The organism is Streptomyces parvus, from assembly GCF_014648875.1.
Classification (GTDB): domain Bacteria; phylum Actinomycetota; class Actinomycetes; order Streptomycetales; family Streptomycetaceae; genus Streptomyces; species Streptomyces parvus.
In genome coordinates this window covers 207,103-228,940 of sequence record NZ_BMRY01000010.1, presented here as the reverse complement: position 1 = coordinate 228,940, position 21,838 = coordinate 207,103, and the positions used below count along the sequence as shown (strand labels likewise).

The 21,838-nt window shown below is 70.2% G+C and carries 17 protein-coding genes; 3 read left to right on the top strand and 14 right to left on the bottom strand.

Annotated features, from left to right (window positions below; all coding sequences use genetic code 11):
• Positions 1-3: 3 nt before the first annotated feature.
• The 14 genes from IE140_RS27850 to IE140_RS27785 form a co-directional block, all read right to left on the bottom strand.
• Positions 4-645, bottom strand: coding sequence for a hypothetical protein (locus IE140_RS27850; RefSeq protein ID WP_150193095.1), 642 nt, complete (start codon positions 643-645; stop codon positions 4-6).
• Positions 646-846: 201 nt separating this feature from the next.
• A complete protein-coding gene (locus IE140_RS27845) occupies positions 847-1,137 on the bottom strand; it encodes a hypothetical protein (RefSeq protein ID WP_150193096.1) in 291 nt (96 codons plus the stop codon).
• A gap of 299 nt (positions 1,138-1,436) precedes the next feature.
• Complete coding sequence (locus IE140_RS27840) at positions 1,437-2,294, bottom strand: immunity 49 family protein (RefSeq protein ID WP_150193097.1); 858 nt, start codon at positions 2,292-2,294, stop codon at positions 1,437-1,439.
• Positions 2,295-2,305: 11 nt separating this feature from the next.
• Positions 2,306-5,221: a hypothetical protein gene (locus IE140_RS27835; RefSeq protein WP_229826923.1), complete on the bottom strand. Its 2,916-nt coding sequence runs from the start codon at positions 5,219-5,221 to the stop codon at positions 2,306-2,308.
• 14 nt (positions 5,222-5,235) lie between these two features.
• Positions 5,236-5,661, bottom strand: a complete 426-nt coding sequence (locus IE140_RS27830) for a DUF6507 family protein (RefSeq protein ID WP_150193099.1) — start codon at positions 5,659-5,661, stop codon at positions 5,236-5,238.
• Positions 5,662-5,743: 82 nt separating this feature from the next.
• Positions 5,744-6,055, bottom strand: a complete 312-nt coding sequence (locus IE140_RS27825) for a pore-forming ESAT-6 family protein (RefSeq protein ID WP_032764847.1) — start codon at positions 6,053-6,055, stop codon at positions 5,744-5,746.
• 57 nt (positions 6,056-6,112) lie between these two features.
• A complete protein-coding gene (locus IE140_RS27820) occupies positions 6,113-6,445 on the bottom strand; it encodes a hypothetical protein (RefSeq protein WP_150193100.1) in 333 nt (110 codons plus the stop codon).
• Between the two features lie 132 nt (positions 6,446-6,577).
• Positions 6,578-7,996: a DUF6177 family protein gene (locus IE140_RS27815; protein ID WP_150193101.1), complete on the bottom strand. Its 1,419-nt coding sequence runs from the start codon at positions 7,994-7,996 to the stop codon at positions 6,578-6,580.
• Positions 7,997-8,063: 67 nt separating this feature from the next.
• Entirely contained in the window at positions 8,064-12,056 is a 3,993-nt protein-coding gene (gene eccCa / locus IE140_RS27810) for a type VII secretion protein EccCa (protein ID WP_150193102.1), read from the bottom strand.
• 5 nt (positions 12,057-12,061) lie between these two features.
• Entirely contained in the window at positions 12,062-13,279 is a 1,218-nt protein-coding gene (locus tag IE140_RS27805; protein ID WP_167533417.1) for a MinD/ParA family ATP-binding protein, read from the bottom strand.
• 59 nt (positions 13,280-13,338) lie between these two features.
• Positions 13,339-14,682, bottom strand: coding sequence for a type VII secretion integral membrane protein EccD (gene eccD, locus IE140_RS27800; protein ID WP_150193106.1), 1,344 nt, complete (start codon positions 14,680-14,682; stop codon positions 13,339-13,341).
• Between the two features lie 169 nt (positions 14,683-14,851).
• Positions 14,852-15,145, bottom strand: a complete 294-nt coding sequence (locus tag IE140_RS27795) for a hypothetical protein (RefSeq protein ID WP_100563968.1) — start codon at positions 15,143-15,145, stop codon at positions 14,852-14,854.
• 135 nt (positions 15,146-15,280) lie between these two features.
• Positions 15,281-15,550 carry a DUF1905 domain-containing protein gene (locus IE140_RS27790; protein WP_032774799.1) on the bottom strand — a complete coding sequence of 90 codons (270 nt, stop codon included), beginning with the start codon at positions 15,548-15,550 and terminating at the stop codon, positions 15,281-15,283.
• A 118-nt stretch (positions 15,551-15,668) separates the two neighbouring features.
• On the bottom strand, positions 15,669-17,330 hold the full coding sequence (locus IE140_RS27785) for a PucR family transcriptional regulator (RefSeq protein ID WP_189460804.1): 1,662 nt from the start codon (positions 17,328-17,330) through the stop codon (positions 15,669-15,671).
• A gap of 104 nt (positions 17,331-17,434) precedes the next feature.
• Between IE140_RS27785 and IE140_RS27780 the strand changes: the two genes are divergently transcribed.
• The 3 genes from IE140_RS27780 to IE140_RS27770 all read left to right on the top strand — a co-directional run bounded on the left by IE140_RS27780 (position 17,435) and on the right by IE140_RS27770 (position 21,836).
• Positions 17,435-18,916, top strand: coding sequence for a sodium:solute symporter family protein (locus IE140_RS27780; protein WP_150196788.1), 1,482 nt, complete (start codon positions 17,435-17,437; stop codon positions 18,914-18,916).
• Between the two features lie 251 nt (positions 18,917-19,167).
• Positions 19,168-20,157 carry an agmatinase gene (speB, locus tag IE140_RS27775; RefSeq protein ID WP_100563976.1) on the top strand — a complete coding sequence of 330 codons (990 nt, stop codon included), beginning with the start codon at positions 19,168-19,170 and terminating at the stop codon, positions 20,155-20,157.
• Entirely contained in the window at positions 20,154-21,836 is a 1,683-nt protein-coding gene (locus IE140_RS27770) for a thiamine pyrophosphate-binding protein (protein ID WP_150196789.1), read from the top strand. Before speB ends, IE140_RS27770 begins: the two co-directional genes overlap by 4 nt.
• Positions 21,837-21,838 lie beyond the last annotated feature (2 nt).

The window sequence follows — 21,838 nt, the reverse complement described above, 5'->3', positions numbered from 1 at the left end:
CGCTCAACAGCGCAGCCCGACGACGCCCCAGCCGCGCTGCTGGGCTTCGCCGATGACGTCACCCCACCCGCGGAGCAGTCCGGCGAACGTGTCGAAGTCCTTGACCCTCCCGAAGCCGAAGCTGACGTACCGCTCGAACGGCTCACGGAGCGCTGCGAGTTCGGCGTCGACGGAATCCCAGAGAAGGTTCAGCGAAGGGACAGCTTCCGGCGGACACCAAAGGAGGTGATCCGCCGGCGCCGGAGGCAGGACCACAGACTCGTGCGCCGCGGCTCCCTCGCCGTCCTCTCGATCGGCCATGTACTCCAGCCCGCCCCAGAAGAGCGGATCGATGAACCGGTCCACGGCCGACCGCACTTCAGGCGCGACGAACGCCCGGAATTCCTCCCACTGCTCGCTCGCCACGAAATGATCCTTGTACGAGGAGCCGACGTTCCCGAAGTCGAACTTCCCGAACCAGCCGATGGCCGGGGGAGAGGGCCAGAACCACTGAGGCCCGACGGACGGCGAACGGTCCTGCCAGGCGTCCTCGTCGTCGTCCACCGAGATGGCGGCGTCGTGCAGTATCCCGTACCGCTGATCATCGCCCGGCGCGGACATGAGGTGGTCCCAGTCGACGATCAGTACGTCAATGCATATGCCCATGTCGGTAAAGGGTAGAGCCCCCCGGTGTCGCGAGCGACCAGGGGAATCAGCTGGGTAGTCCGCCGAGTGCAGGCGCGCGGGGAGGATGGGCTCGGCACGGAAACTGTTTGCTGTCTAGTTCTGAATCGGTCTTGGAACTCATCCGATATTCATTATCGTAATTCGCGCGATAGGGCCAGGTTCAGCCCCTGGTGCAGGCCACTAGTAGCCCGGCGGCATCGGCTGCTCTGATGCATCGTTGAAAAGATAGTCGTACATATTTCTGAGGTAGATGTGCAGGGTTTCCTTATCTGGGAACTCTATGTCCGTCAAACCTTCGTACTCCTCGGGCCCGAAGGAATTGTCCGACATGATCTGCTCGAACCCATCGCGGATCGATTCGATGTAGGAATCACTGAAGCTCAGCAATGTGGGCCTCAGCTTTCCTGTGTTTTCGTAGCCCCGCTCAAGATCCAGGTATGCCCTGAAAAAATTCCTGATATCTTCGTCCATTGGGGTACCTTCTTCTTGCGGTGGCCTTGGCTCCTTTCAAGCCTCACACTGGTGCGTGATAAAGGACGAGAAAACGCAGATGCACGACCCAAGTCGCCGATCCGGCTCGGGCTCCAGCGAACATTGGCAGCCTCGTCGCACCGCTACGCCTTGGGTTTGCGGTGTCTCCGCAGAGCTATGTGGGTCGGATGATGGGGTGTCTGGCCGAGTACCGCGTAGGTGAGGCCCGATCCCAGCCCGTCGACATTTGACCTCGCGCATGCCCGCTACGGCCTTTGGCCTTCCGAGCGATATTGGTCTCAGGTCGGAAACTCGCCTGCCCAGTCTCGTTCCAGGAGGGCGATGGGGAGATAGTCGGACTCTACGTCGACGGGGACGCCCATGTCGTAGGCGAGGCACGCCAAAGCAAGAGGCGGGAGGGCAACTAGGCCGGTGGCCTGGAGAGCGTTGCCCTCTGTGCTCCAGTACTCCTTGTGCCACTGGATAGCATCCGCCAATGCCCTATTGAATCCGCCGTGATCATCACGGACCAGGCGGTGGAACATTTCCATCGGCGGGTAGAGAAGGTTTGCGGCCGTCTGGGGGGCATTGATCCGGTCGCTCTGGAGATCCGCGCCATCGATTGCTGCCACCAACTTGGCTCCCAGGTCCGGTTCGCCGAGCCAGTACGCCTGGAGAGTCTCCACCCAGTCGTAGAGAAACTCGTCGTGAGATGCCCCGGACTCTCTGAGCAGAGATACCGGAACTTGACACAACTCGGTCAGCCTGCCCTTCTCCCTGCAGACCATCGAGAGGTAGAAGGCTGTCAGCCAAGTTCCCGCATGTGTATAGCTCTGCGGACCTGTCGTCCGGAGTGCCCGATCCTTCTCTGCGATTCGGCAGTGCACCACTTCTTCTGACGTGCTCGTCGTGGCGAACGTCGCAGAGCCTACCTGCATGGCGTTGACCCACGCCTTCCAGGTAGGCAGGAGGGATGCCTCCGTATCCAGAAGACAGTGCGACTTCGCGAGCGTGAGCGTTAGCTGGAATGCTTCACCCAGGCGGGTGGAGTCGGCTTCCAATCCTTCGATCAGCGCTTCAGCGTTGTTCTGGAGTACGGCAAGTCCCTCCGCTGCATTCCCCGTCGGGAAGGAGTGGCGGGAAACGGTGACTGTCAACGTACTACTCCTCAGAAGATTTTGAAGTACTTCAATTGAGCCCCAGCGTACGTTCCGTGGTTTTCGGAAGCGTGGACGAGAACGTACTGCAGAGATTTGTCGTCGATTGCCGACCGGATCTCTGCGGCGTACTTGGCGTCGAGTGGTGATACCAGGGCGCGTGATTCCATGTCCGCGAGTATGGTGCGGATGTATTCCAATGTGCCTTGCTTCACCATGGTGCCACTGTCGAGATCTCCGTTGCCTCGCCGCCAGTCCAAGTCGGCTTTGGGCCCCTTCGCTTCAACGATAACCAGCTTGCCCTCGTTGGTCCGCCAGAGTTGATCGAACCTCTTGGAGCCATTCGGTGTCTGGGGAAGGTCGGTGACCTCCCGGGCGCCCTCGAACCTCCCCTGCAGCATGAGGTGGCGACGGGCCGCCTCCTCGCCCAAAGCCTCTCCAAGCTTGCTGTTGTTTGACACTCCTACGCCAACCGTTCTGTCAAACCTTTCCTGCGCCGTGGCGAGTGCGTTGGCATTGGCGGCGGAGCGGTCGGTTCTGTAGTGCTCCTTCGCTGCCGTGAGGTCCATGCCTGCTCTGCGCTTAGCCGAGACCTCATCCAAGTGCTTCAAGTCGTCAGGCCCGACGGTGGAGCGACCTCGGTGGATGGGCTCCAGCAGAAAGCTTTCACCGCTTGCGTACGGCAGGTCGTCAGCTGCTATCCAGCCACCGCCCTCCCGGCGGGCAAGCTTGGGAAGAAGCTGGCCGTCGACCTTTCGACGTGAACTCTCGCGACGGCCGATCTCGTCATAGTTCTTGTTGAACCAGGGTCCACCCTCGTTCGCCAGTCGTACGTGTTCTCGGGTGATTGCCGCGCGCTGTTCAGGTGTCCGGTCGGAAGGGGGCACCTCACGAGCCGCCTCATACTCCGCGACTGCAGCAGCTTCGTCCGGCGTTCGAGCGGGGATGTTGCGGCTACTGGCGTCCCCGGCGGACGCTCCAGGGATGGCGCTGCCAGTTCCCAAACCACCCGAACCACCCTGACTATTTCCTCCCGTGCGTACTCCCGCTTGGCCGTCTCCCGCGTCGGCGCTGTTTGTGTGGGGTGAGCTGGACGTTCCGCTGTCCAGGCTGTTCGCCGGGATGTGCCCGCCCTGACCGCCCCGCGAGCCGCCGCCGTGCGTGCCGTTGTCCGCGCTGTTCGTCGGCACGTTGTTCGCGGTGCCGCCCGGTGCCCTGTCGGGGTTCGTGGCGTCGTCGCCCGTACGGCCGAGGTCGTCGCCGACCCGCCCCACGTCGCTCAGGTCCGAGCCCAGTCGTACCGTGTCGCTGCCGCCCCGTGCGCCCGCGCCGACCAAGGCCGACTGTTCTGCCGGTGTGCGGGGCAGCGGGCTGTCCGCGTCCGTCCTGGTGGAGGCGCCGGTGGGCGGGTTCCCCTGGGGGGCGTCGGTGTGGTGCTGTTTGAGGGTGCCGTCTGCCGCGAGAATGTTTCCCTCGTGGTCGACGTAGACGGTCTTTCCGTCCGGGGCGGTCAGTTCGACCGCGTTCTCCGGTAGCGCGGTGGTGCCCTCGGGGAGTTTGAGGGTGCCCTCCTGGATCGGCAGTGATCCTGCGGGCGGGGCCATGCCTTCGGGGAGGCGGACGATGCCGTCGCCGAGGTCGACCGCTCCGGTGGGGATCTCCGCCCCGTCCGGGAGCTTGACCGAGCCCTTCGGGATCTCGAACGCGGCCTCCGGGACAGCCGCGCCTTCGGGCAGAGTGAGAGTGCCGTCGGGTGCCTTGTACGCGCCGTCCGGCAGGGTGACAGAACCTGGTGGCAGGGGCGGGATCTCGATGTTGCCCGTGCCCTTCAGGCCGGCCATCACATCGCTGATCTTGGTGAGGCCGGCTCCGGCGCCCTTGAAGAGGTACGTCGTCGGGTCGACGACGCGGCTCGCCTTGTTCGCGAAGGAGAGGGCCTTCGCCGCGGCGGCCGCCTTGCCGGCGCCCGAGGCGCCGCCCCCGGCGCCGCCGGTGAAGACCGTCGTCAGGACGTTGAACGTGACCGCGCCCCCGGCACGCGCCGGGTTCTCGCCCCACTGGTCGTAGGCGATCAGCGCCTTGCCGGTCTCCTTCATCGCGTTGCGCGCGTCCCGGGCGAAGCCCGGCAGGTCCTTCTCCGGGGTCAGCCACAACGCGTGCGGAGCGGCGACGGTGAGGATCACACCCGTGGCGAGGTTCCCCAGGCCCGTCCAGGCCTGCTTGGCGGTGTCCCAGCCCTCGGTTCCGAACAGGGTGCCCAGGCCCTTGACCGTGCCCCAGACGCCGTCGACGACGAAGCCCTTGCCGAAGTCCCAGACGTGCTCGTAGAACTGGTACCAGCGGGTGGACTCCTTGACCGGATCGCCCCAGGGCAGTCCCTTGGCCTGCTTCAGGGCCTCGGCGTCATACCCGTACATGTGCCGGCCGCCCGAGCCGTCGTTCGTCGTGAGCGGCTTCCCTGTGGGAACCAGGGAGATGATCTTGTTGTAGCAGGCGCGCTCCACCGCCTGGAACGCCGCCCAGGTCTCAGCGATCTCGTTGCGGCGGTTGTTGTTCTCCTCGACCAGGTCGCCGTCCTCGCGCCACTCGTCGTCCGCGTTGACCTTGACGAGGAACGCACCCGCGTCCCGCTTGAGCTGCCTCAGCTTCTCGACCAGCGGGTACGCCTCGTCCGAGTACGTGCCAAGCGCACCGGTGATCGTGGCCAGGTCGGACTTCAGCGCCGCCCCGCGGTCGGCGACCGGCTTCGTCGTCGCGAACAGCTGATCGGCCTCGGGGGCCTGGTAGAAGGCCTGCAGACCGCCGAAGCTGCTATGGATGTCGCCCGCGGCCGTGGCGATCTTCGCCCCGTCCTTGGTCAGCTCCTTGACCGTGGCGTCCAGCAGGGCGAGGTCGCCCGTGAAGACCGGGATGCCCTCCAGGACCACCGGCTGGTCATCACTCACTTCGCACCCCGCAGGTCCTTCAGCACGTCCAGACGCACCGACTTCGCCGCGTCCTGCGCCTGCTTCGCCGTGTCGAGGTCGCCCTCCACATACTCGTTCGTCGCCGTCGCCGCACCCAGCACAGCCGCCTGGATCCGTTCCGACATCGACTTCAACTGCGCCTGCCGCGCCGTCACATACTCACCCAGCGCCGCCGCCACAGGCCCCGACGCCGCCCGCGACAACGGCGCCTGCCCCGGAGCCACCGGACCGTGCAACGGCGTACTCGCAGCCGTCCCCGGAACCGCGGTCCCCGCCGACTGCGCTGCCTCCCCGAGGTCCTTCATCAGCGCGTTCAGCGCCTTCTCCAGCTCACCGGCATGCACCCCGACGACCTTCAACTGGCCTTGCACACCCTGCGGCTTAATATCCCACCCGGTCATCCCACATCCCCCCGTACGCACAACAAAGCCGAACCGCCCGCCCACCCGCACAGTGGGCGACCACACGACACCACCCCGGGCGTCAGCCGATGCTGTCGACCGCGGCCTTCGCCCGCGCCAGCGTCTGCGCGGCCGTCCCGTCGTTCTTCTCCAACGTCGTCCGCAGCAGCCGGATGATGTTCCGCACCTCCTGCGACGTCGCGTACCACCGCAGCTCCTTGCCGTGGTACTCATCCGCCACACCATCGGCCGCGAAGTCGTTCATCGCCGCCTTCACCTGCGCGTCGCGCGCCGTGATCACCTGCTCCAAACGGCTGATCACCGACTGGAGTGCCGCCTGCACCTCCGTCGAAGCACCCGTGTCGTACGAACGCCGATCCGTGCTGCCTGCCATCAATCCTCAACTCCCCGTTGAAAAAAGCCTGTACGAAACCGGTCGCCGCGCTCAGTGTCAGCGACCGCCGAAGCGCGCCGCGTCGAAATTCGCCGACGCCATCTGCGTCTTCGCGTTCTCGTCCTGCTCCTGATCACCTGAACCGAACGCCGCGTCCATCCCCGCCTGGCCGCCCAGAATCCCCGACAGCGATGCGTTCAACGCCTTCGTGATCTCGTCCGAGCGCGTCTTGAAGTCATCGAACGCGACCTTCCCCGCCCCGTTGAACTTCCCCTCCAACGGCTCCGCAGCCGCGATCAACTGCTGGATCAGCGTCCCCAGATCCGTACTCGCCAACTGCGAATCCGACAACAGCCTCGACAGGACCGACGCCCCCATGTCGAACTTCATGACATCCCCCGCTCCATCGAACTCCACCGAGCACATCGCATACGTCGAACGAACGTACGCGTACGCCTCTGTCTATCAACCTCGGCATCGCTACTGCAATCTGCAATCGGCCAGATTGCGGCCGACGAAGAACTACGCCCCCTTCAGGTGCCGCACCAGTCTCTCGAAGTCCTGCCACCCCGACAGATCCGAAGGGTCCCCCGGCAACGGGTAGTACAGCGCCTGCCTGGTCTTCGGGCCGAGCGGCACCGGCTGTTCGGCCAGCGGAGTGCGGCGTGCCCGGTCGCCCGGCATGGTGCGGACCTCCTCCGCACCCAGCACGAAGGCCAGCGGGACCCCGGGGCCCTCGAAGCGTGGGGGCACGGCCACATCGCGGCGCGCTTTGCGAAGTTGTACGAGCATCGACTGGAGGTGGTGGCGCGTGGCGAGCGCCTCGGCGGCCGCGGGCAAGGCGTCCAGCGGAGGTTCCTCCCCGGCGCCGTAGCCGAAGGCGAGCGTGACCTCCTCCTCCACCCCCGCCTGCGTGCGGGTGATGCGCACGGTCGCGATCCCCGGTCGCGCGCGATTCCCGACCACGACCAGCCAGGTCGGGGCGGGTGCCCGCTCGTGCGCGACGTCGGTCAGCCGGCGCAGCGACCAGGGGAGGTTCGCCGGTTCCGACGTGCCCCAGCCGGCCGGCGGCTCGCCCGTCAGTTCCCGCCACACCGTCTCCAGGCCCCCGCCCAGCACCAGCCGCTCGTCCGCCGGGTGGACCATGCGGAAGGTCAGGCCCAGTTGGCGGTCGCCGGTTTCGTGAACCTCCTGGTAGGCGGCCGCCACCGGCGTGCGCGGGTCGTCCTCGGTGGCGTCGGGGGAGAGGACCGGGTCGAACGCGCCGTCCTGCCAGCGCAGTACGGCGCCGGTCAGGCCGTCGTAGTAGCCGTCCCGTTCGTCCTGGACGATCCAGCGGGACGGCCGGCCGCCCAGCGCGTCCCGTACGGCAGGGGAGAGCGTGGAGCCCGCCGGGCTGACGATCTGGAGGCCGAGACCGGCCTCGGCCGCCGCGCGGAACGCGTCCGAGAGCCAGGCCGTCATGGCCACCACCGGACGGTCCTGGATGACGACCGCGACCTTGTCGGTGAGCACGTCGATGGCGGGCCGGTCCGCCGCCGGTTCGGGGGCCACGCTCACGCCGTCGGTCTTCACCACGGCGATCGAACCGACCGCGTCCGGCGGCCAGGCGGAGCCGCCCACCAGCGTGGCCAGCCGGGCCGCGAACGTGCCCGCGAGCTGTTCCGCCTCGGCGACGCCCGTCGTGGCGCGCGCCTCCGTCCACCAGTACGGGACCGGGGGCGCCGTGGTCCCGAGCAGCCGCTCGGCCTCGCCCTCGACGGAGACCAGCAGCGGCGCCTCCACGGAGACGAGCGGGCGGCCCTCCGCGTCGCAGAGCTGGATCACGGCCCCCTCGCCCCGCGTGCCCACCAGCTTGTCCGGGCCGCCCGAGAGCAGCCCCGCCAGTACGGCCCAGGGGTCGGGCATCCGGGGGGTGAGGGCGATGACGTCCTTGGTCATGGCGTGGTCGTCCGGTCCTTCGTCGATCGGTGGTGGGTGTGTGAGGGCGTTGCGCCGTGCCCTCGTCTCACATCGGCGCGTACACCGTCTGGATCAGGCGGTTCGGCTGGCCTCTGCGGATGAACACGCCCCGCCCGGGCGCTTGTTGCGAGGCGTACACACCGGGGAAGAGCTGGCCCTCGCTGCGGTCGCCCGCCATCAGCAGCGCCGAGGCCCCCGACTCCCGCAGCCCCTGCACCAGCGGCTCGTACATGCCGCGCGACGCACCGGCGACCCGGCGCGTCAGGACGAAGTGAAGGCCGATGTCGACCGCCGAGGGGATGTACGGGAGGAAGGGCGACAGAGGGGACTGCCCGGCGGTCGTGAGGACGTCGTAGTCGTCGACCAGCACCACGATGCGAGGGCCCTTGCCCCAGTTGCCGGGCTCCAGGTCCTCCAGGCGGGCGTTCTCGTCGGGAAGCCGCTTCTCCAGTTCGGTTGTGATGGCCGCCGAAAGGCCCGCGCACAGCTTCGAGTTGTAGGCGTAACCCCCGTTGAGCTCGTCAGGGACCACGCCGCGCAGCGAGCGCCGCGGATCCATCACGGCGAACACCAGATCGTCCTCGCCGTAGCGGTCGACGAGGCCGTGCGCGACGGTCCGCAGCAGGTTCGTCTTACCGCATTCGCTGTCCCCCAGGACCAGCAGGTGCTGGTCGTGGTGGAACAGGTCGAGCAGTACGGGCGCGAGCGCCGACTGGTCGAGCCCGATCGGTACGCGGGTGGGCTCGGCGGCCGGGCCCGGCAGCGAGTGCGGTTCCAGGACTTGCGGCAACACCCGTACCGGCTGCGCGACTTCGCCGCTCCAGGTGGCCCGGACCGTGCGGGCGGTGCGTTCCAGGACCGCGCCGAGGTCCGTCGTGTCGCCGACCCCGTCCGTACGGGGGAGCGCCACTTGGGCGAAGAGCTTTCCGTCGGTGAGGACGCGACCGGGCTCGTCCGGCGACAGGGTCTCCGCGAGCTTGCGGTCGATGCCGGACTCGCCGGGGTCGTTGAGGCGCAGCTCGACGCGCGTACCGAAGTTGGACTGGATGGCGATGCGTACGTCGTTCCAGCGCAGCATGCCCGCGACGACATGGATGCCGTAGCCGCCACCGCGCTTGAGGATGTCGGCGATCGCGTCGTCCAGCTCGTCGAAGTCGTCACGGAGCGCACCGAATCCGTCGATGACGAGGAGGATCTCGGCCGAAGCCAGTTCGGGGAGCCGGCCGGCCGCGTGCAGGGTGCGCAGCTGATCGACCGAGTCGATGCCGTGCTCGCGGAAGAGGTCCTCGCGCAGCGCGAGCATCGTGCGGACCTCCTCGACGGTGCGCGCCGCCCGCTCCCGGTCGGCGCGGCCGGCTATGCCGCCGACGTGCGGCAGACCTGACAGCGCCTGCAGTCCTCCGCCGACGAGGTCGAGTCCGTACACGCCGATCTCGCCTGGGGTGTGGGTGAGGGCGAGGGAGAGGACGAGCGTGCGCAGCAGGGTCGTCTTGCCCGACTGCGGTCCGCCGATCACCGCCGCGTGACCGCCTGCCACGGTCAGGTCCAGGAACCACTGGCCCTGCCACTGTCTGGCCGGGTCGTCGAGCAGACCGACGGGCACGCGGAGCGGCGTCCGGCGTCCTTCTGCGACCGCTCCCGCCAGTCGCATCCCGTTCGGCCCGATGTCCAGTGGACCGGCGACCGTGTCCAGCGCCGTGGCCGTGGGCAGCGGCGGCAGCCAGATACTCCGTACGGCAGCGGCGGCTCCGGTCAACTGGTCGACCATGACGCCGAGTTCCGTGGGTCCCGTTTCCCGGCGACGGGACGCCGGTTCCGGGGACTGCCGCGCCTCGTCCGGTCCGGCCAGGGTGTTGAACGCCTCGTACGGCAGTGCCAGCGGGCCGGCCTCCTCCTCGTTGTGTCTGCGGACCGGGCCTCGGTAGGCGCCGGACACATAACCCGCCTTGAACCGGGCGTAGTGGCTTGTGTCGACCTTCAGATAGCCGAAGCCCGGCAGCGGCGGCAGGTGGAAGGCGTCCGTGGTCTCCAGGACCGTACGGGATTCGTCGGCGGAGAAGGTGCGCAGCCCGAGCCGGTAGGAGAGGTAGGTGTCCAGGCCCTTGAGCTTGCCGCCCTCGATGCGCTGGCTGGAGAGCAGGAGGTGGACGCCGATGGAGCGGCCGATGCGGCCGATGGAGAGGAAGAGGTCGATGAAGTCCGGCTTTGCGGTGAGGAGTTCCCCGAACTCGTCGATCACCACGAAGAGGTGCGGCAGCGGGTCCAGATCCGGCCGCTTCTCGGCGCGCAGGGCCGCGTAGTCCCCGATGTCCGCGACGTTCCCCGCGTCCTTGAGGGCCTGCTGGCGGCGCCTGACCTCGCCGGCGAGGGAGGAGTGGACCCGCTCGACGAGCCCCGCCTGGTTCTCCAGGTTGGTGATGACCCCGGCCACATGCGGCAGCTCCGCGAACGGCGCGAACGTCGCCCCGCCCTTGTAGTCGACCAGCACGAGCGCCAGATCCTCCGGCGGATGGGTGGCCACGAGGGCCAGGACCAGGGTGCGCAGCAGCTCCGACTTGCCCGAACCCGTCGCGCCCACGCACAGACCGTGCGGGCCCATCCCCAGCTCCGAGGACTCCTTGAGATCCAGCAGCACCGGCTCGTGGGAGTCGCTGATGCCGATCGGGACGCGCAGGAAGGCGCGTTCGCCGCGCGGTGCCCACAGCCGGTCCAGATCGAGCCGGGCCACGTCGTCGATACCGAGCATCGCCGCGAACTCCACCGGACCGGACAACGGAGCGTCCCCCAGGGACTCCGCGGACAGCCGCAGCGGCGCGAGCATCCGAGCCAGACCCTCCGCGAACGGGATGCCCGCCTCGTCCACCGTGCCGTGCGCCTCCACGGGCTCCGGCGTACGCAGGTCCTCGATGGTCACGTCCGCGCCGTCGACCGTGATCCGCACGCTGACGTGCCCCGGCTCCTGCACCCGCTGCTCCAGCAGATGCAGCACGGTGACGCCCATCTCCCGCAGGCCGACGGCGTCGTCCGGGCGCGGCAGATCCACCGCGTCCTCGCCGTGCCCGTCGGTGACGACGAGCAGCCGGGAGTTCATGGACAGCGCGTCCCGGCCGGCCAGGCCCCGGCGGACCTCGGCCGCGTACGAGGCCCGGCGACGCAGCTCCGCCCCGATCTGCCGGGCGAGCTGCGGGGCGGAGGGGGCGATGCGGCGGGCGGCGACCGGGCCGTCGAACTGCTCGGTGTCGAGCAGGTGCGGCAGCCACTTGGCCCATTCCCAGTCGGCCATGCGGTCCCCCGGCGCGGCGAGGGCGACGGCCACGTCGTCGGGCGCGTGCAGGGAGGCCGTCTGGACCAGCAGGGCGCGGGCCACCCGCAGACAGTCCTCGCGGGGGCCGATCACACTGACGTTGCCGATGCGGTCCAGCGGGACGGTGAGCGGAAGTTCGGTGCCGTTACGGAACCGGTTCACCAGCGCCGACGCCTCGTTGAGCATGAAGAGGTCGGGTGGGGTGAGCACCGTCGACCCCGGCTCGGCGATCTGCAGATCCCGTACGGGCATCTCACCGGTGCCGACCCGCACCCTCAGGAAGTCGTCGTCGACCCTGCGCCGCTCCCAGAGCCGCGCCGGGTCCCGCACGATGTCGTACAGGGCGTACGGCGGAGGGTTCAGGACATCGGCGCGCTCACGCCGCTCGCGCTCCTCGCCCGAGAGCTCCTCCCGCAGATCCTCCACGTAGGCGAGATACGCCTCGCGCTGAGTGCGGCGCGTGCGCTGGGCCTTGCCACGCTGAGAGAACAGCAGGGCCACGGAGCCGATCACGGTGACGACCAGGATGATCGCGCCGAGGGCGGCGAACTGGCTGTTGCGGACGACCGTCATCATCACCACGGACGACATGACCCCGGCGACCGGCAGCAACGACATGGCGATGTTGCCCGCCTTCCCCTCGGGAAGGTTGGGCGGGGCCTCGATGGTGCGGGGCGCGGGCGCGGCCGGCGGACGGGTGGTCCGGGCGGGGCGGTGAACCAGTCGGGTACTCATGGGTGTTACCGGCGCTTCTGGGAGAGCTGGAAGACCTCGGCGGCCAGCCGGGTGGCGGCCAGCCGCGTCGGCCGGGCGAGCAGTTCGGTGCGGAGTTCTCCGCCTGCCGCCAGATGCCGGTCGTGAGGGAGGACGTGGACGGCCGCACCGGTGGACCGGAGTCTCTCGGCGGCCGCCTCCACGTCGATCCCGGGGCGGGACGTCGTGCTGGTGAGCGCCACCACGGTCCCGGCGATCATGTGACGGGGCAGCCCCTGCATCCACTGGAGGACCGCGTACGTACTGCTGATGCCGTCCAGCGTGGCGGGGACGGCCAGCACCCGGGCCTGGGCGGCCGAGAGCGCGACGCGGGCGACCTCGGCCGGCAGGGTCTCGCAGTCGACCACGGTCACTCCGAAGTAGCGGCGCAGCGCCACCATGACCCGCTCGTACGCCGCCGTGTCCAGCATCGCCCCGATCCGGCCCTGACTGCCGGGCAGCAGCCAGGCGTTGTCGGGGAGCTGGACGAGATAGCCGGTGACGTCGAGCAGCGACATCTGCGGCTCCACGATGTCCGCCACATCGGCCGTGGTCCAGCGGAGGGACTCGGCACCGAGGCGCAGCGGCAGCGAACCGAGCGCCGGGTCGGCCTCGACGAGGAGGACCGGGTCGTGGCGGTAGTGCGCGTACGCCGTGCCGAGCAGCGCGGCCACCGTCGTCTTGCCCGCACCGCCCCGGATGGAGGTGACGGCGATCTGCCGGCCGGTCGTCACCGGCTGCTGGATCTGCTCCGCGGTCCGGGTCAGCTCGGCGACCTCCCGAGCCGCCGACGAGGAAGCGATCCGGCGTACCGCGCGCGATATTCGCGCGGCCGCCGACTCGCCCGGCTGGGGGCGGCGAGCCGTCCCGGTCAGCGCGCTGTCGACCACGGGGCGGGAGTCGGGGGAGCGGGCGGGGCGTTGCCTACGCGTCGGGGGAACGGAGGGTCCGTGCGAGGCGGCGGCGCTCCGGCCCGGTGGCCGTGCCCCTGTTCCCGCAGGCTCCTGTGGCTGTGGCTGTGGCTGTGGCTGTGGCTGTGGCTGCGGGTGGGGTTGCTGTTGCGCCGGGGACTGCTCCTGCGCCGGGCTGCGACGCTGCGCCTGGGCATGGCTCTGTGCCGGGTCGTTCCCCGTCGCGTGCTGCTGGGGAGGCGTACCCCTCAGGTCACGCAGCACGTCACCCTGCCAGTTGTTCCCGTTCGGCATGTCTGCCCTTCTCCTCCGCCGCTCCGATCCCCCGACCGGAGCCGCCCCGCGCATGAATGTCAGAACTTGTCGAGCAACTGGCCGTACACACCGAACACACCGATGGCGAGCGGGAACAGCCCCACCATGCCGACGGACTCGACGAGGTCGGCGGTGCGCCGGAGCCGCACCCGTACGTGCTCGGGGGGCTCCACCGACAGAACGAGCAGCGGCAGCAGCGCTGCCACGCCGAGCACGACGACGGGGCCCGCACCCCCGGAGGCTTGGTCCATCCACAGCATCACGAGGCGGACGAGAAGCACCGCCGCGGCGGAGAACAGCGCCACCACCTCGGCCACCAGGGGAAACGCACGCGCCCTCGACAGGAGTACCACCGCCACCAGCGAGGGCAGGAGAACCGTCCACACGGTCGGCCGGGCGGCCAGCGTGAGGAGCCAGCCCGCAGCGGTCGCCGAGACCGCGGTGACCACGGTCGCGAGGGCGAGTCCGCGGTGCGTGGCGGCCAGTGCGTCGGCGACGTCGTGGCGGCTGACGGAGACCCCGCCCGACCGCCGATCGTCGAGCGCGGTGAGGCCGGACGCCATCAGGGCCAGCCGGGGCAGCATGCCGAGCAGGACCACGGAGAACACGGCCATCACGGCGCCCAGTCGGGCCGGATCCGACTCCACCGCGGCGACGCCCTCCCACACCGCGGCCACGACCGCCGTGGCACCCGCGCCGATCAGACCGCCGCGGCCGAGCGGCGAGAAGAAGCCGAGCAGCAGCAGAGCCAGGGCCACCGCCGTCGCCACCGCGGCGAGCCGGGCCTGGCCCGACCACGCGTACGCGTCGGCGGCGGTCCAGGCCGTGAGGATGCCGAGGCCGCCGGAGACGAACAGCAGCGCGGTGGCCAGCCCGCGGTTGCCCGTGCCGATCCGGGCGAACAGCGTGCCGCCCACAAGAAGGACCGCGGTGACGACCGTCAGCGCGACGGCCAGGGTGCCCAGGGGGACCTCCCGCCGGGCCAGCAGAGCGGCGATCACCGAGAAGGCCACGGTCGACGCCCCGGCGGAGACCCTGCGTGCGGCAGGACGCCAGCGCCAGGCCTGGAGGTCGAGATGGTCGGCCACCTGGTCCGTGACGTCGTGGACCACCGGGGCGGGCGGCGCCGCGTGGGTCCTGACCAGACGCAGGACGGCGCCGTCGCTGACGCCCGCCGAGGCGAGGGTGCTGTCGTGCGGCAGGGCGGAACCGTCGGAGGTGATCAACTGCCTGGTCAAGGGCCGCGATGCCGCGCGGTCGTCCAGCAACTGGAGTATGTCCGGCAGTAGTTGACCGATCGGGGTGTCCGAGGGCAGCACGATGTCGGCCCGGCGCCGCTCACCGACCAGGGTCACCCGGCTCAGTTCCGAGCGGGACGTCATTGCTGTGCTCACCACTTACGGAAACCTATCATCGTGATATTCCGAAATTTCGGGCCAATTGGGCCAAGTGTGTCGTGCGGTTGGCGCATTTCTGATCCCGGCGAAATATCGCCTGCAACGCCTGCCTGATGCATTTTCGGCCACCGGGTGGTTCCTCGGCCGGAGTTGATCAGGGGCCCTTCTCCGGGCCGGAAGAATGCGTCGGCGGTTCGTACCGCTGCGCCTGCCGCTGTTGCTGCTTCTCCTGCTCGGCCTTCTGTTTCTCCAGCGTGTGCTGGAGAAAGGACCAGCCGACGCAGCCGGCGCAGAGCACAGCGGTGATGGCGATACCCGCGAACGCCTTCCCGAGCCGCTCGTCGGCGCTGCGCCGTGCGCGCCCCGTGCCGAAGAGAAGGGCATCGCGCATCCTGCGGCGGCGTACCCCTACCGATTCGAGCAGTTGACTGTCGTAATCCCGTGCCACGCGATCCCCCTTTGCCACTGCAACATACCGAGAGGCTCTCGTGGAGTACACACCAGGGTGGCCGGGTGTGAGGGGAAGCGGTTTCACGACCGGCGGGAGTGAGGCCGGGGTGGGCGGGCCCCCGCCCACCCCTGGTCACCCGGAAATCCGCTCCTCCAGGCGGACGGTCACGGTGTCCCCCTCCTCCTTGCCGATCGCCTTGCGGACGTCCGCCTTCACGGGCAGCTTGTGCGTGCCGTCCCCCAGGGCCATGAACGAACTCCGGAACGGGTGGCCGTCGACGGTGCCCCGGACCTTCACCAGGCCGCGGGTGCCGAAGAACTCGGCCGACTCGGGCCACACCACATAGGTCCAGCCGCCCTTGCTCGGGCTCTTCCGCAGGGTCGCGGTGAATTCCTTGTCCATCGTCGGTACCGCCTGTCCGTTGTCCGTGAGCTCGCGGCGGGATCCGTCGCGTTGTTCATCAGTAGGACGGGGCGGGCGCCGGAACTCATCGGTCACGCGGGGGTCCGGTCTCTCCCGGTCACCCCTGCCGCAGCGCGAACCACAGCTCTGCCCGTACGTCCATGTCGTCCAGGTCCGCGTCCAGCAACTCCCCGCACCGCCCGATGCGTTGGCGCACGGTGTTGCGGTGGACGCCGAGCGCCACCGCCGTACGGTCCCAGTTGCCGTGCAGGGCGAGCCAGCAGCGCAGGGTGTCGGCCAGCGGTGCGGTGAGCGGGGCGAGGAGGGTGCGGGCGTGGGCGGCCGCCTGTTCGGGCGGGACCAGGGCGGCGAGGCCGCTCACGGGGGTGTCCACCGCCAGCGGGGCGCGGGTCGCCCGGGCGTGGGCCAGGGCGCGGGCGGCCCGGGCGTCGGCGGCGTCGAGCGCGGTGACGGGGGCGGGGGCGGACGCGCCGAGCGTCCAGCCGGGTTGCGGGGTGACCCTGTCCGCCGGCGGCCGTACCGCCTCGTCCTGCGGTGCCATGCCCGGTTGCCGTCGTGCCGGCTCTCCCTCCGCCTCCGGCAGCGGTCGTTCCGCTTCCGCGTCCGGCAGCAGTCGTGCGGCCTCGTCCTCCGGCACCGCGCCCGGCAGCAGCAGCCGTACCGCCTCGCCGCCCCCGCGACCCGCGTCCACCAGCGCCGTGCCCAGCGACGCGCCCAGGGCCCCGGCCGTCAGGGCGTCCGCCGGAGTGCCGTCCGTGCGGCGGGCGTGGATCACCGTCCAGAGGCCGGTGGCGCCGAGCAGCGGGGCCACCTCGGCGGGGTCGGCGCCCAGCAGCATGCGGACCAGGGCCGCCGAACGGCCCGCCGCGTCCGCGCCCTGGTGGGGGGCGGCCAGGAGGGAGAGGAGGACCACCGCGATGCCTGCCACCGTGTGGTCGCCGGACTCCCGCCGCCGGGTCGCCAGCGCCAGGACCAGGCCCTCCGCGCCGCCCAGCGCGTACGCCGACAAGTGCGTGTCGCCGTGCGTGTCCGTGGCCGACGCGGGGGAGCCGGGGCGTTCGCGGGCCACCACACGCGCCAGGCGGGTCAGGGCTCCCGCCGCCTCCGGGGCCAGGGGGTGGCCCGCCGCGTCGATCTCCTCGGCCGGATCGCGGCCCGCCGCGTGGACCTCCTCGCCCCGTGCCGTCAGCAGCACCGCCCGGCCGCCGAGCTGCGCCGCGAGCTGGTGCAGGACCGCCGGTACGGGGTCGGGGCGGGCCGCCGCCGTCGCCAGGGCCTGCTGGGCACGGGTCACCCGGCGCAGTTCGCGGTGGCGCGCCTCGGCCATCAGCCGCCACACCGTCCGCGCGATCGCCGTGAACGGGGTCTCCGGCGGAACCTCCAGCAGCGGCAGGCCCTGCCGGTCGCACGCCTCGATCAGCGCCCCGGGCACCGTCTCGTGCACCGGGCGCACCCCGAACCCCAGCGCCGCCGCCCCCGCCTCCACCAGCCGGCCGACGTAAGTGTCCGGGTCCGTCAGCAGCACCCCGGCGCTCAGCAGCAGCTCGCCGCCGAGCAGGTACGGATACGGGTCCGCCATCTCCGAGGTGTGCACCCAGAGCAGCTCGGCCTCGGCCGGGCCCGCGATCCGGCGCAGGCCCAGGTCCTTGCTCGCCAGCAGCTCCGCCAGGGGGATGGGCGGGGTCGGCGGACCGGGTGGGGAGAGGGGAGAGGGCGGTGTGCTGCCCTCGGAAGGAATCGGCATGGACGGTTCATCCATTCGAGAGGGTGAGAGTGGAGGAAACGTACACTTCAGCGTCGGCTTTCGGCCACCTACCGTCTTCCTCGCACGTACATCTGTTTGCGCGAGACGGAGGGAAGCCCATGGCTGTCGACTACGCCGTGATCGTCGTCTACCTGGCCGGCATGCTCGCCATGGGCTGGTGGGGCATGCGCCGCGCCAAGTCCAAGAGCGAGTTCCTGGTCGCCGGACGCCGCCTCGGTCCCGCCATGTACTCCGGCACCATGGCGGCCATCGTCCTCGGCGGCGCCTCCACCATCGGGGGTGTCGGCCTCGGCTACCAGTACGGGCTCTCCGGCGCGTGGATGGTCTTCACCATCGGCCTCGGGCTCCTCGCGCTCTCCGTCTTCTTCTCGGCGCGGATCGCCCGGCTGAAGGTCTACACCGTCTCCGAGATGCTCGACCTCCGCTACGGCGGGCGGGCCGGGATCATCTCCGGCGTCGTCATGTGGGCGTACACGCTGATGCTCGCGGTCACCTCGACCATCGCGTACGCCACCATCTTCGACGTCCTCTTCGACGTGAACCGCACCGTCGCCATCGTCCTCGGCGGCACCATCGTCGTCGCCTACTCGACGCTCGGCGGCATGTGGTCGATCACCCTGACCGACATGGTCCAGTTCGTCGTCAAGACCATCGGAATCCTGCTGATCCTGCTGCCCGTCGCCGTCGTCAAGGCAGGCGGCTTCAGCGAGATGAAGGCCCAGCTGCCGACCGAGTACTTCGACCCGCTCGGCATCGGCGGCGAGACGATCTTCACCTACGTCCTGATCTACACCTTCGGCATGCTCATCGGGCAGGACATCTGGCAGCGCGTCTTCACCGCGCGCAGCGACACGACGGCGCGGTGGGGCGGGACGGTCGCCGGTACGTACTGCCTCGTCTACGCCATCGCCGGGGCCGTCATCGGCACCGCCGCCAAGGTGATGTACCCGGACCTCGCCAGCGCCGACTCCGCCTTCGCGACGATCGTCACGGACGAGCTGCCGGTAGGGGTGCGCGGGCTCGTGCTCGCCGCCGCGCTGGCCGCCGTGATGTCGACGTCCTCCGGCGCGCTGATCGCCTGCGCCACCGTCGCCAACAACGACATCTGGTCCCGGCTGCGGGGAGCCGTCGGGCGCGGCGGGGACGGCGCCGGGGACGAGCCGCATGACGAGGTCAAGGGGAACCGGGCGTTCATCCTCATCATGGGCATCGCCGTCATCCTGATCGCCATCGCGCTGAATGATGTGGTGGAAGCGCTGACCGTGGCCTACAACCTGCTGGTCGGCGGGCTGCTCGTGCCGATCATCGGCGGGCTGCTGTGGCGGCGCGGCACGGCGGCCGGGGCGCTGTCGGCGGTGTGCGTGGGGGGTGTCGCGGTGGTCGGGCTGATGTGGCACTACGGGATCCTCGCCAATCAGCCGATCTACTACGGGCTGCTGGCGTCGCTGGCCGTGTACGTCGTCGTCTCGCTGGCCACGCCGCCCACGGATGCGGCCGTGCTGGCCGCGTGGCGCGAGCGGTTGGCGGGGCGCGGTGAGCCCGCCCCGGAGGAGGCTCCGGCCCACCCCTCCGGCGTTTGAGGCCGGAACCCTCGGGCTGGATCTGGCCGAGCCCACCGATGTCCTCAATCGCCGGACGGGCTGAGATTGCCGGCTGAGCTCACAGACGTCCTCAATCGCCGGACGGGCTTGGTTCGGCCGGACCGGCTGGGTTTGGCCGGACGGGCTTGATCCGGCCGCACGGGCCGAACGTGGCCGCACGGGCTGACAAGCCCGCACACTTGACACCGTACGAAACCTGTACGAATCCAGAAACGAGAGGCACACCCCCCATGAGCAGCACCGATTCGCCGCGCGGCCCCATCGACTCCTCCCGCGTCCCCCGGTACGCCGGGCCCGCGACGTTCGCCCGGCTGCCCCGGCTCGACGAGGTCGGGCGTACCGACGTCGCCGTCGTCGGCGTGCCCTTCGACACCGGGGTCTCCTACCGGCCCGGCGCCCGCTTCGGCGGCAACGCCATCCGTGAGGCCTCCCGGTTGCTGCGCCCGTACAACCCGGCCCAGGACGCCTCCCCGTTCGCGCTCGCCCAGGTCGCCGACGCCGGCGACATCGCGGCGAACCCGTTCAACATCAACGAGGCCGTCGAGACCATCGAGGGCGCGGCCGACGACCTGCTGGGCACCGGCGCACGCCTGATGACCCTCGGCGGCGACCACACCATCGCCCTGCCCCTCCTGCGTTCCGTCGCCAAGAAGCACGGGCCCGTCGCCCTGCTCCACTTCGACGCGCACCTGGACACCTGGGACACCTACTTCGGCGCCGAGTACACCCACGGCACCCCGTTCCGCCGGGCCGTCGAGGAGGGCATCCTCGACACCTCCGCCCTCTCCCACGTCGGCACCCGCGGCCCGCTCTACGGCAAGCAGGACCTGACCGACGACGAGAAGATGGGCTTCGGCATCGTCACCTCCGCCGACGTCATGCGGCGCGGTGTCGACGAGATCGCCGACCAGCTCCGCCAGCGCATCGGCGACCGGCCGCTGTACATCTCCATCGACATCGACGTCCTCGACCCCGCGCACGCCCCCGGCACCGGCACCCCCGAGGCCGGCGGCCTCACCTCCCGCGAACTGCTGGAGATCCTGCGCGGGCTCTCCTCCTGCCACCTGGTCTCCGCCGACCTGGTCGAGGTCGCCCCCGCGTACGACCACGCCGAGATCACCTCCGTGGCCGCCTCCCACGCCGCGTACGAGCTGACCACGATCATGTCCCGGCAGATCGCGGCCTCCCGGAGCCCCCAGAACGCCGAGGACGCCAAGTGAGCCACGACCACGACGACCGGCCGCAGCTCACCGCCGCCCAGGCCGCCGCCGTACTGAACCCGCCGGCCGGCCGCAACGGCGGTGACCTCGTCGTCGAGTCCCTCCAGGGGCTCGGCGCCACCACCGTCTTCGGCCTGCCCGGTCAGCACGCGCTCGGCATGTTCGACGCGCTGCGCCGCTCCTCGCTGCGGTACGTCGGGCTCCGCGTCGAGAACAACGCGGGGTTCGCCGCCGACGCGTACGGCCGGATCACGGGGGAGGTGGCCCCGCTGCTGCTCTCCACCGGGCCCGGGGCGCTCACCTCGCTCGCCGCGCTCCAGGAGGCGGCCGCCGCCTCCGCCCCCGTCCTCGCCATCTCCAGCCAGATCCCGACGGCGGGGCTCGGCGGCGGGCGGCACGGCTATCTCCACGAGCTGCGCGACCAGCAGGCCTCCGTCCGCGACATCGTGAAGTCCGTGCACACCGTGCGGTCCGCGTCGCAGATCCCGTCCGCGATCGCCGCCGCCTGGGAGTCCGCGCTGACCGCCCCGCACGGGCCGGTCTGGGTGGAGATCCCGCAGGATGTCCTGCTGGCCGAGACGACTCTCCCCGTCGTCAGCGCCATGGACGCCACCCCGCGCGAGCTCTACCCGCGGCCCGAGCTGACGATCGCCGCCGCGCATCTGCTGTCCAACGCCGAACGTCCGGTGATCATCGCGGGCGGCGGAGTCGTACGCTCCGACGCCTCCGGCAAGCTGCGCGCGCTGGCCGAGCAGATCGACGCGCCGGTCGTCACCACCTTCGGCGGCAAGGGCGCGTTCCCCTGGGAGCACCCCCTGTCGCTGCGCTCCTGGCTGGAGGACCGGCACACCACCGACTTCCTGGAGGACGCGGACGTCCTGCTCGTCGTCGGCTCGGGCCTCGGCGAACTTTCCTCGAACTACCACACCTTCCGCCCGCGCGGCCGGGTCATCCAGATCGAGGCCGACGCCGGGAAGCTGGAGTCCAACCACCCCGCCCTCGGCATCCACTCCGACGCCCGCGAGGCCCTGGCCGACCTCCTGGAGGCCGTCGAGCGCCGCGAGGACCCGGCCGCCGCCGATCGCGTACGTACGGTGCTGGAGAAGGTACGGGTCCGGATCGCGGCCCAGGAACTCACCCTGGAGCAGCAGGTCCTCGCCGCCGTCCGCGAGGCGCTGCCCGACGCCGCGCCCAGCTTCTGGGACATGACGATCCTGGCGTACTGGGCCTGGTCCGCGTTCGACGCCCGGCGCCCCAACACCATGCACTCCGCCCAGGGCGCGGGCGGCCTCGGCTACGGCTTCCCGGCCGCCATCGGGGCCGCTGCCGCCGACCCGACGAAGCCCGTGCTCGCGGTCTCCGGCGACGGCGGCGCGATGTACTCCATCGCGGAGCTGGCCACCGCGCGCCAGTACGATCTGCCGCTGACCTGGCTGATCGTCGACGACGGCGGCTACGGCATCCTGCGCGAGTACATGACGGGCGCCTTCGGCGAAACCACCGGCACCGAGCTGGCCCGCCCGGACTTCGTCGCCCTCGCCGAGTCCTTCGGCGTGCCCGCCGTCCGGACCAGCGCGGAGTCGCTCGCCGCGGACCTCGGTAAGGCGCTGGCGGCCCCGGGGCCATCCGTCGTCGTGCTTCCGGCCCTGCTGCGGATGTTCGAGCCGACGCATCTGTAGGC